The sequence below is a fragment of the Microcoleus sp. C2D2 genome (assembly GCF_036702495.1).
Classification (GTDB): Bacteria; Cyanobacteriota; Cyanobacteriia; order Cyanobacteriales; family Microcoleaceae; genus Microcoleus.
In genome coordinates, this window is sequence record NZ_JAUBTO010000237.1 from 1 (window position 1) to 8,066 (window position 8,066).

The 8,066-nt window shown below is 45.4% G+C and carries 9 protein-coding genes; 6 read left to right on the forward strand and 3 right to left on the reverse strand.

Annotated features, from left to right (window positions below):
* Nucleotides 1-146: 146 nt before the first annotated feature.
* Complete coding sequence (locus tag QUB61_RS36360) at nucleotides 147-1,358, forward strand: helix-turn-helix transcriptional regulator (protein ID WP_333135922.1); 1,212 nt, start codon at nucleotides 147-149, stop codon at nucleotides 1,356-1,358.
* A 725-nt stretch (nucleotides 1,359-2,083) separates the two neighbouring features.
* Here QUB61_RS36360 and QUB61_RS36365 read toward each other — a convergent pair.
* Nucleotides 2,084-2,362, reverse strand: coding sequence for a hypothetical protein (locus QUB61_RS36365; RefSeq protein WP_333108125.1), 279 nt, complete (start codon nucleotides 2,360-2,362; stop codon nucleotides 2,084-2,086).
* Between the two features lie 19 nt (nucleotides 2,363-2,381).
* Here QUB61_RS36365 and QUB61_RS36370 point away from each other — a divergent pair, with 19 nt between their 5' ends.
* Both QUB61_RS36370 and dnaB read left to right on the forward strand, forming a co-directional pair.
* Nucleotides 2,382-4,169, forward strand: a complete 1,788-nt coding sequence (locus QUB61_RS36370; RefSeq protein WP_333135920.1) for a hypothetical protein — start codon at nucleotides 2,382-2,384, stop codon at nucleotides 4,167-4,169.
* 113 nt (nucleotides 4,170-4,282) lie between these two features.
* Entirely contained in the window at nucleotides 4,283-5,638 is a 1,356-nt protein-coding gene (gene dnaB, locus QUB61_RS36375; protein ID WP_333135918.1) for a replicative DNA helicase, read from the forward strand.
* Between the two features lie 35 nt (nucleotides 5,639-5,673).
* Here dnaB and QUB61_RS36380 read toward each other — a convergent pair whose 3' ends face one another.
* Together QUB61_RS36380 and QUB61_RS36385 are read right to left on the reverse strand one after the other, a co-directional pair.
* Entirely contained in the window at nucleotides 5,674-6,249 is a 576-nt protein-coding gene (locus tag QUB61_RS36380; protein WP_333135916.1) for a site-specific integrase, read from the reverse strand.
* A 43-nt stretch (nucleotides 6,250-6,292) separates the two neighbouring features.
* Entirely contained in the window at nucleotides 6,293-6,475 is a 183-nt protein-coding gene (locus tag QUB61_RS36385; RefSeq protein WP_333121271.1) for a hypothetical protein, read from the reverse strand.
* Between the two features lie 425 nt (nucleotides 6,476-6,900).
* Between QUB61_RS36385 and QUB61_RS36390 the strand changes: the two genes are divergently transcribed.
* From QUB61_RS36390 to QUB61_RS36400, 3 genes are all read left to right on the forward strand, one after another.
* Nucleotides 6,901-7,248 (forward strand): hypothetical protein, encoded by a 348-nt coding sequence (locus QUB61_RS36390; protein WP_333135914.1) that lies wholly within the window; start codon nucleotides 6,901-6,903, stop codon nucleotides 7,246-7,248.
* Nucleotides 7,220-7,534 (forward strand): helix-turn-helix domain-containing protein, encoded by a 315-nt coding sequence (locus QUB61_RS36395; protein ID WP_333135912.1) that lies wholly within the window; start codon nucleotides 7,220-7,222, stop codon nucleotides 7,532-7,534. Before QUB61_RS36390 ends, QUB61_RS36395 begins: the two co-directional genes overlap by 29 nt.
* Before the next feature lie 89 nt (nucleotides 7,535-7,623).
* Nucleotides 7,624-7,872: a hypothetical protein gene (locus tag QUB61_RS36400; protein WP_333135910.1), complete on the forward strand. Its 249-nt coding sequence runs from the start codon at nucleotides 7,624-7,626 to the stop codon at nucleotides 7,870-7,872.
* The last annotated feature ends 194 nt before the right edge of the window (nucleotides 7,873-8,066 follow it).

Below are 8,066 nucleotides of genomic sequence, written 5' to 3' on the forward strand. Positions count from 1 at the left end.
AACAAACTACATTGAGTTGTAGTCGGATTTAACTGTAGCATATTTTGGGTTCCAGTTAAGATGCGTTTACCCTGCTTCCAATTCCAGTAACCGAACCCCCATTATTCAAGAATAAATCTGTAGAAGCTGTTCCAACAGCAGCTCTGATGGCTTCCAGTCTCCGCGCGCAGATCCGACCTGATTTGTGGTATGAAGCTGCCAGCAGTATTGCTGTTTTTCAACATGAAGCAAAGGGTAACTCAAACAATTATATCGAGCATTACATTTCCAGCCCAGGTGACATTACCCTGCTGCCTTGGAACGAAGCCCAGCAAATCATTGATAAGTTTGGGTTTACCAGCGCAAAATTGCACATTATTTTTGCAGCTCACACCATGAAACAAGAGACTCCTTGGCACAGCAGCTTTACACTAAAAGCCAGCGATATTGTTAAGGAAATGGGATGGGATAAAAATCACAAAAAAACTCAAATAGAAAAACTGCTAGAGATTGCTAATACAGCATTTGCCCTTGATTGTTTGTTGGTCAAAGCTGTTTGGATTGAGGGAATGAACAAGAAAGGGCAAATTATAGCTAGTGCTCCTGTAGGGAGAATGTGGAATGTCTACATCAAACCCCAAGGTCAGTTAAATTTTGAAGGTAAGATAGACAACCCCCATGAAATCTACATCACAGTCCAACCCGGATTGTGGACTCAGGATTTTTTGAACCGAGCTGGAGCCAAGTCGAGAGAAGCGTTATATCAGTTTGGCTATCTTTCCCAGCAAGTGCTGAGAATCGATCCGTACCATAACGAATTTGCCTTAAGACTAGCAATTCATGTCACCATAGAAAGCCGATTTCACGCCAGTGGTGAATACCGAGTTTTAACGCTACTAAAAGCGATTTTACCATCTCCACAAATTGACTCAGCTCGCAGCGATAATCGCAAAGCCTACAAATTAAAGCAGAGCTGGGATAGTGCCTTAAAACTATTAATGAATCTGGAGTGGCAAATAGAATTTGACCCGGAAACTTATCCAGATAAACTTCAGCCTGAGAACAAGGAAAGAAACCCAAAAGGCTACCTGGAATGCTGGCTGGCGGCCAAAATTACCATCCTTCAGCCAGAACCCATCCCACTTTTAATCTCAAAGAAGACCCAACCCAAACAATTAAAGCGCGCTTCGGCAAAACCACTCTCGATAGCAGGTGCTTCCGTGCGAAAAGCCCGTGAAGGTAAGGGGTGGACTCAGAGAAAATTAGCTGGTTGGTTGGGGGTTTCACAGTCGCTGATTGCTCAGATAGAGCGCGGTCAGCGGACTGTCAGCCCGGAAATAGAGACTAAATTGCTCGCTCTATTGGATATCGCTGAGTGAAGTCGATCGCATTTGAGATTGGAGATTTTAGATCGATGGGGGTTTGAAACTTGTCGGCTGTTGAATTCAGTTTTGGTGCGCGGTACTCGTACCAAACTGACTCGTCGCCTCACAGGTCGCTGCTTCGGAAAACTTATCCAAAGCTGCTCATAGATTGGGTTACTGTTTTTTATCCTACGATCGTGACTTCAAGCAGATAAAAAACTTTGACCTTGGGCTGTGTCGATTTTAGCCACGTTGGAGAATTTTGATGTTACCCAGCAAAAGCCTTACTAATCAACAGCAAGCAAAAATTCTCTACGCCCGAGCAATAAAAAATTGGTTATTCAAGTTGTTATTCAATTTGAGCGATCGCAGCGACAGAGCCTGGGGCTGGCTGCGTATCTGGCGGGTGTCATGACTTTCTTAACGTAACCTCAGTCCAGACTTTACCGGGCTGTATCTTTACTGATTTGAGCTGGTTGTCCAGTTTTGTCCAGTATCTCGCGGATAGCTATGCAGGCAAACGCATTCAAATACTCCTATTTTCAGAATTAGCGAGATCCAGCGATCCTAAAGGGCTAGTTGCCGTAATCAAGCCGACAGCAGCCGTGTAATCACAAAAAAAAATTTAAAAATCAAGCTCAAACCCTTACATTGTCGGGGTTTGAGCTTGATTACAAAAACATCCACATCCCAGGACAATCTGATCCACATCCCAGGATAATCTCATCCACATCCCGGGATTATGATTTTTTGAAACTCTTGCTGTATCTGAGTTTCAGCTTTTGATTACAACTCTTATAAGTCTGATAAGACTGATCCGCCACCACATCCCGCGACGATCGACCTGGCAGGATGGAAAAAATAATCGCGCACTCGACGATCGATCGCCAATGCAGCGCGATGGAGCGCATCCCGCCTTCCTGCTGCAAGCGGGAGCGGATACCCCGCGACCAAATTGATAACAACCCCTCTCGCACGCTTCTAGCGACCACTACAGTCGCTAAAAGTAACACGCTCATTTTTACCCCGGAATAAAAAATGGTTGCAGATACAACTACCTGGCACAAACCGCCATTCGCCCGACACGCCGCAATTTATGAAGCCCTAGCCGACATACTAGAAGGAGCTACCCCCAGCGCCGTCAAACTCGCCCTCTACCTGTACAGAACCTGCATCGGCGGCAAACCAGAGGAAATCGACATCAACTGCATCCCTTTGGGCGAAAAACGAGCCACAAGAGTCCGCAACGGCAAACCCTACAGCCCCAACACCAGGCGGACAGCCCTGAAGCAGCTCGAAAAACTTGGTTTGGTCAAAATCCTTAAAAACTACGGGCGTGGCATTTTCCGCATAGCAGTGCAGCACCTGGGCGACGTTCGCCCCTTCACTCATACCCATTCAAAATTCCAAAAACTGAGCAATCCGTCAAAAAATCGACTGAACCAGCCAAAAATTGAGCAAACAGGGGGTTCAAACCCTGATGGTGCCGTACTCTTTACAGAGGATAAAAAAGAACAGCAAAGCACTGAAATTGTTGCTGCTGTTTTTTTAAATTTTTCTCAAGAGGAAGAAAATTTAACATCACCAGATAAAAAACCACAGCTTGTAACTGGGATCAAATCTAAAAGCACTGAATTAAATAAAAATTCAGAACAAGAACTAAAAACCCTTAGTAAAAATAAATGTTCCGCCCCAACCGCTGAATGTCTGACTATTAATTCAGATAACAGTCAGACAGTCGATGTGGCAATGCCTTGCACTCCAGAACAAATAGGTTTGACCTCTAAACCCCCGCAAAAACTGCTGACAGAACTCAACAGCCTCAACAATCCAACAATCTCTGCCGCCAAATCACCAATACCTACCAATAAAGCTGTTCCGTTAAGTCCTGAAACATCTTCGCCCGTTACTCCCCAAGTTCCTGAAATTGTCGAAGCGGTTGCAATTGCCAACCCCGATGCGACTGAAACTGTGAAAGCCGTTCCAATTACTAATTCTGATGCGACTGAAACTGTCAAAGCCGTTCCAATTGCCAATCCTGATGCAACTGAAACTGTCGAACCAATTGCAATTACTAATCCTGATGCGACTGAAACTGTCAAAGCCGTTCCAATTGCCAATCCTGATGCGACTGAAATTGTCAAAGCCGTTCCAATTACTAATTCTGATGCGACTGAGATTATCGAAGCGGTTGCAATTGCCAACCCCGATGCAACTGAAACTGTAGAACCAATTGCAATTGCCAATTCCGATGCGACTGAGATTGTCAAAGCCGTTCCAATTACTAATCCTGATGCGACTGAAATTATCGAAGCGGTTGCAATTGCCAATCCCGATGCAACTGAAATTGTCGAAGCCGTTACGCGAGCCACAGGAGGCATGAATTCTGAATTAAAAATTTGTGTCCTCCAGCACAGCTTAAACGAAATCCAAGCCGCCATAAACTTGCTGCAAGTCCGAAGCCAAACAAAGCAAATATCCAACCCTTCAGGGTGGGTCGTTGATTGTTTGCGCGGTCGCTGGTGGGAAAAAACTAACGGTTTTCAAAACTCGAACCCAACAAATGTTGTTTCGTCTCCAGCTTCAACCGGCTCTTCTCCAACTCCAAAAGATTCTCCTTCTGCACAGACAACAAGAATAACTGAGGATTATGTTGACCCTCATTATATGCCATTAGAAACTCACCGGACGTTATGCGAACAGTTCCAGCAACTAGGCAAAGAAGCTTTTGCAGCGCTAGGTATTCAGCAGCAAATTTACTTGCAGTGGATGCTTCGATTTCCTCAGCAACTAAAACAAATCTTGAACAAATTGTCTACTACTTAGCTATGAGGCCTAGCTGTGAAAACACTAATTATTCAATTCCTGTAGACCGCTGACAATCCTGTAGGCAACTAAAACACAGTTCAAGTAACAACAATCTCAAAGGAGTACCAGATATGGCAGTCAGTTTTGTTGACAAAATTATGCCGACTAACATTGATGCAGAGGAAGCAATTTTAGGCGGAATTCTGATCGATCCAATCGCGATTAACCGAGTCGCAAATATTCTGCGTCCCGAAGCGTTAGCAATTACAGTCCACCAACACATTTATCGGGCCGCTTTAGCGTTGCACTCTAAAGAGCAGCCCACAGACTTGATGAACGTCACCACTTTTCTCGACGACCACAACCTGCTGGAAGTAGTAGGGGGTCAAACCAAACTAGTAATGCTGGTAGACCGAACTGTTTCAGCCGTCAACATCGACCAATATGCCTTGCTAGTCGTAGACAAGTTTGTCCGGCGCGAACTCATCAAAGTTGGTAATGAGCTGGTGCAGCTTGGCTACGAGACTTCCACCGAATTGGATGCCATACTAAATGAAGCCGAGCAAAAGATTTTTGTCCTCAATAAGTACAAAGAAGAGCGACAGAAAGCTATTCGGCCTCTTTCGGAATACTGCCACGAGCTTTGGCGATATCTAGATGAAATTGAGGAACAGCGCTTGGAGACTGCTAACTACTGTCCTGGAATCAGCACAGGGTTTTACGACCTCGACGACCTATTGGGAGGCGGATTTTACCGAGGCGAATTGATTGTCATAGGAGGTCGCCCCGGCAGTGGCAAAACAGCTTTGGCTTGTGCCCTTGGCTACAACATTGCTTCCCTTCCCACGAACGGTCGAGTTTTGATGTTTTCGATGGAAATGCCAGGTCGGGACTTGGCAGCGCGACTAATGGCACTTGAGAGTGGGGTGTCGGTGAAAGATATCAGGAAAGTTAACCTAGCTGGTAAGTACGAAGTCCTAGCTTCGGCTTTAGGGAAAGTTAGCGATGCTGATTTTTGGATAGACGAAAGTTTGGAACCGTCTCCCTTGGAGATTCGTTCCAGAGTTAGGGAGTTTGTTTGTGAGCGCGGCCCCTTGGGTTTGGTAATTGTTGATTACTTGCAATTGATGGTCAATTCGGCAGATGAAAATGTGGTCAATAAAATCAGCGAAATTACGCGGCAGATGAAGATTTTGGCTCGCGAGGTTGATGCGCCTGTTTTGCTGCTTTCTCAGCTCAATCGGGGGGTAGAGACTCGCACGAATAAGCGTCCAAGTTTATCGGATTTGCGTGGCTCTGGTGGAATTGAACAGGATGCGGATGTTGTGCTTGGAGTTTACAGGGACGATTATTACAATCCTGATTCTCCTGATAGGGGAATGGCTGAAATTATTGGATTGAAAGGCCGCAATAGCGGCACGGGAACGGTTAAGCTGCTGTTTGATGCTGAATGCTGTCGGTTTCGGAATATCTATAAACTGCGGTAATATTAAAGGACAGGAAAATATTGAGCTCTGTCGCCTTACTTCAAGAGCCCAATCGCCTTGACAAGCTGTTCCGGCTGTACCTCCAAATAGCGCTGGAGACTCGACAAATTTTTGTGTCCCGAAATCTCCATAATCACCCGCAGCGGCACCCCCGCATTGCTCAAATTAGTCAGCGCCGTCCGCCGCATCGAATGTGTTGAAGCCCCCTTAATTCTTACCCGCTTGCAAGCTTCTTTAAAAATCACATCCGATGCGGCGCGAGTCAAAGGCTTCGTATTGTCTCGCCCCGGAAACAAAAAACCAGCCGGCGGATTGTAAGCCTTTAAATACTTACCCAGCATAGGATGGAGCGGCAGCGTTCGCGTTGCTGATTTCCCCTTTGTCGTCGCTTTCCGCAACGTGACTGACCCCCCAACAATGTCGTGAGTTGTTAAAGCTAACGCCTCTGAAATGCGGCAGGCGCAGTAAAAAGTTACAGCAAACAAAAGCCTGTCCCTTGCTGTAATAAAACCCCGGTCAAACAGTCGGTCAATTTCTGCGGGCGTCAAAATCTTAGCGCGCCCATTCCCAAGAACCTTCACGGCGCAGCCTCCACGGGTAAATTCCTTCATTATTGGACGAAAGGGAACTTACGTCAAGTAGGCTAACTGGCTTCTATTCTTTGATGGCAAACCAAATCCGGCTCAATCGCTTTCTGGGCAATCGGAGGCGCTTGTTGCAACTCACTTCCCGCTTATTGCTATTCAACTGACTCGAATTCTCGGGAAAGTTGATAATCGGCAAGGTGGCGATCGCGTCGATGAGGTCTCTGAAGGTAACAGGTTTTTGGGCGTTCATAACACCGCGCCACCAAGAAAATTATTAGTAACTAATCTAATTATACTATTGTTTGATTCTACCTGCAACTTTTTTTGCTGGCTGGTTATATTCTGAAGAACAAGTCCTCAATATTCTCCAATAGTTCTTCTACTTCCCGGTGTGGTTCGATTTGGAGACGTTTGTCGATCATCGCACCTCGCTGACGAAAGCAACTACACCTTTACTATACAAGTCTGCTGCAACCGGACTTGACATCAACGCGATTGGGCGGGGTCTCAAAAAACTGATAGCCTAGCCAGAGTTGGGCTTTGAGAATAGTTCGTCAAATATAGATTCCAATTGATTGATTTAAAGAAATGTCGCGCTGCAATTTCTTTATCAAGAAATTGGCCTAAAAACCTATCAAAACAAATCTGTTGCAGTTGATGCACAGTTAAGGACTCATGTCAATCTCAAAAGGAAAGCGAGATTTGATTTCGGCCCTGCCGCTAAAACATTTGAGGGATATACCACCTTCAACTGAGTTGCCCGCAAGTTTTGCCAAAATTCATCCCTCGCGCTTTGAGTGCGACTTTAGGGTGCGCTGGGCTGATGTTGGCGAAGAAGCCGATTGGGGAATAGTTATCGGCAAATTTTACAACTACGAACCGCGCAGGCGCTGCTGGATGTGGTGCTACATAATTTGGCTGGCTCCTAATTCCAAGAGTGCAGATTGGTGCCAATTTGATACGGCGTGGGAGGAAGATTTAGAGAGGTGTGAGGATGAAAAAGCCGCATACTTTGACAGATAGAGAACGCAATTTGATTGCAGTTTACAGCCAATGCCAATTGGGCATGACGCCAAAACAGTTTTATGTTAAGTGGGGGGTAAGTTACGAGCAAATTGCCTCCATTTGTTCCCGCTCTGATTCGACGGTACAGGGTTGGTTTAAACGCGGAAAAAATCGAAGATTTCCTACTGCTGTTGATTTGCGCCATTTGGCTCTAATGGATTTTCTGCTGGAACACTTTGAGGAGATTCCCGACGTACTGGCGAACTTGCTGTGTCCGCATTCCGAAGATAAGAAGGTGCGTTAGAAGAGAATTTGAGCGGTTGAAATCACAAACCTAATTAATTGTCAAGGTCAGCGTGACCTGTCTTGAAGAATATTCTCTCAACTAGCGTAATGGCAAGCAAGGAAAAAAGAACGCAACCTGTTACTGTCGCTGGTGAGGTTAAAATGACTTATTTTGAGAGATTGCATCCGTGGTGCATCATTAAGCTGCTTCCTAATTGTCAGCGTATTGTTGTGGCGCGATTTCGCAGGAGGAGGGATGCAGACGATCATTTTCTGGTTTTGCAGCGGTTTGTCAAAGAATTCACATTTGTGATTGTTTTTGACATCCCACCAAAGCCTACTTTGCCTAAAGAATAACGACACAGCTCTGTTTGAAATCGAATTAATCGATATAGCTGTGTTAGATTAATATATCCGCTTTCGGGCGAATTACCCCAGCTACAGCTCCTACTGATAGCTGGGGTAATTTTTTATGGTTCTACCGAACCTAGTATGTAAAACTAACTAGCAAAATGCCAATGTAAGAAGCTCCTCAGAATAAAGTTGTCAAA

What these genes read in the sequence shown, in the direction of transcription:
- QUB61_RS36365 (WP_333108125.1), bottom strand. Translation starts at nt 2,362, where the DNA reads ATGAGCGTGTTACTTTTAGCGACTGTAGTGGTCGCTAGAAGCGTGCGA.
- dnaB (WP_333135918.1), top strand. Translation starts at nt 4,283, where the DNA reads ATGGCAGTCAGTTTTGTTGACAAAATTATGCCGACTAACATTGATGCA.
- QUB61_RS36370 (WP_333135920.1), top strand. Translation starts at nt 2,382, where the DNA reads ATGGTTGCAGATACAACTACCTGGCACAAACCGCCATTCGCCCGACAC.
- QUB61_RS36380 (WP_333135916.1), bottom strand. Translation starts at nt 6,249, where the DNA reads ATGAAGGAATTTACCCGTGGAGGCTGCGCCGTGAAGGTTCTTGGGAAT.
- QUB61_RS36400 (WP_333135910.1), top strand. Translation starts at nt 7,624, where the DNA reads ATGGCAAGCAAGGAAAAAAGAACGCAACCTGTTACTGTCGCTGGTGAG.
- QUB61_RS36390 (WP_333135914.1), top strand. Translation starts at nt 6,901, where the DNA reads ATGTCAATCTCAAAAGGAAAGCGAGATTTGATTTCGGCCCTGCCGCTA.
- QUB61_RS36395 (WP_333135912.1), top strand. Translation starts at nt 7,220, where the DNA reads ATGAAAAAGCCGCATACTTTGACAGATAGAGAACGCAATTTGATTGCA.
- QUB61_RS36385 (WP_333121271.1), bottom strand. Translation starts at nt 6,475, where the DNA reads ATGAACGCCCAAAAACCTGTTACCTTCAGAGACCTCATCGACGCGATC.
- QUB61_RS36360 (WP_333135922.1), top strand. Translation starts at nt 147, where the DNA reads ATGGCTTCCAGTCTCCGCGCGCAGATCCGACCTGATTTGTGGTATGAA.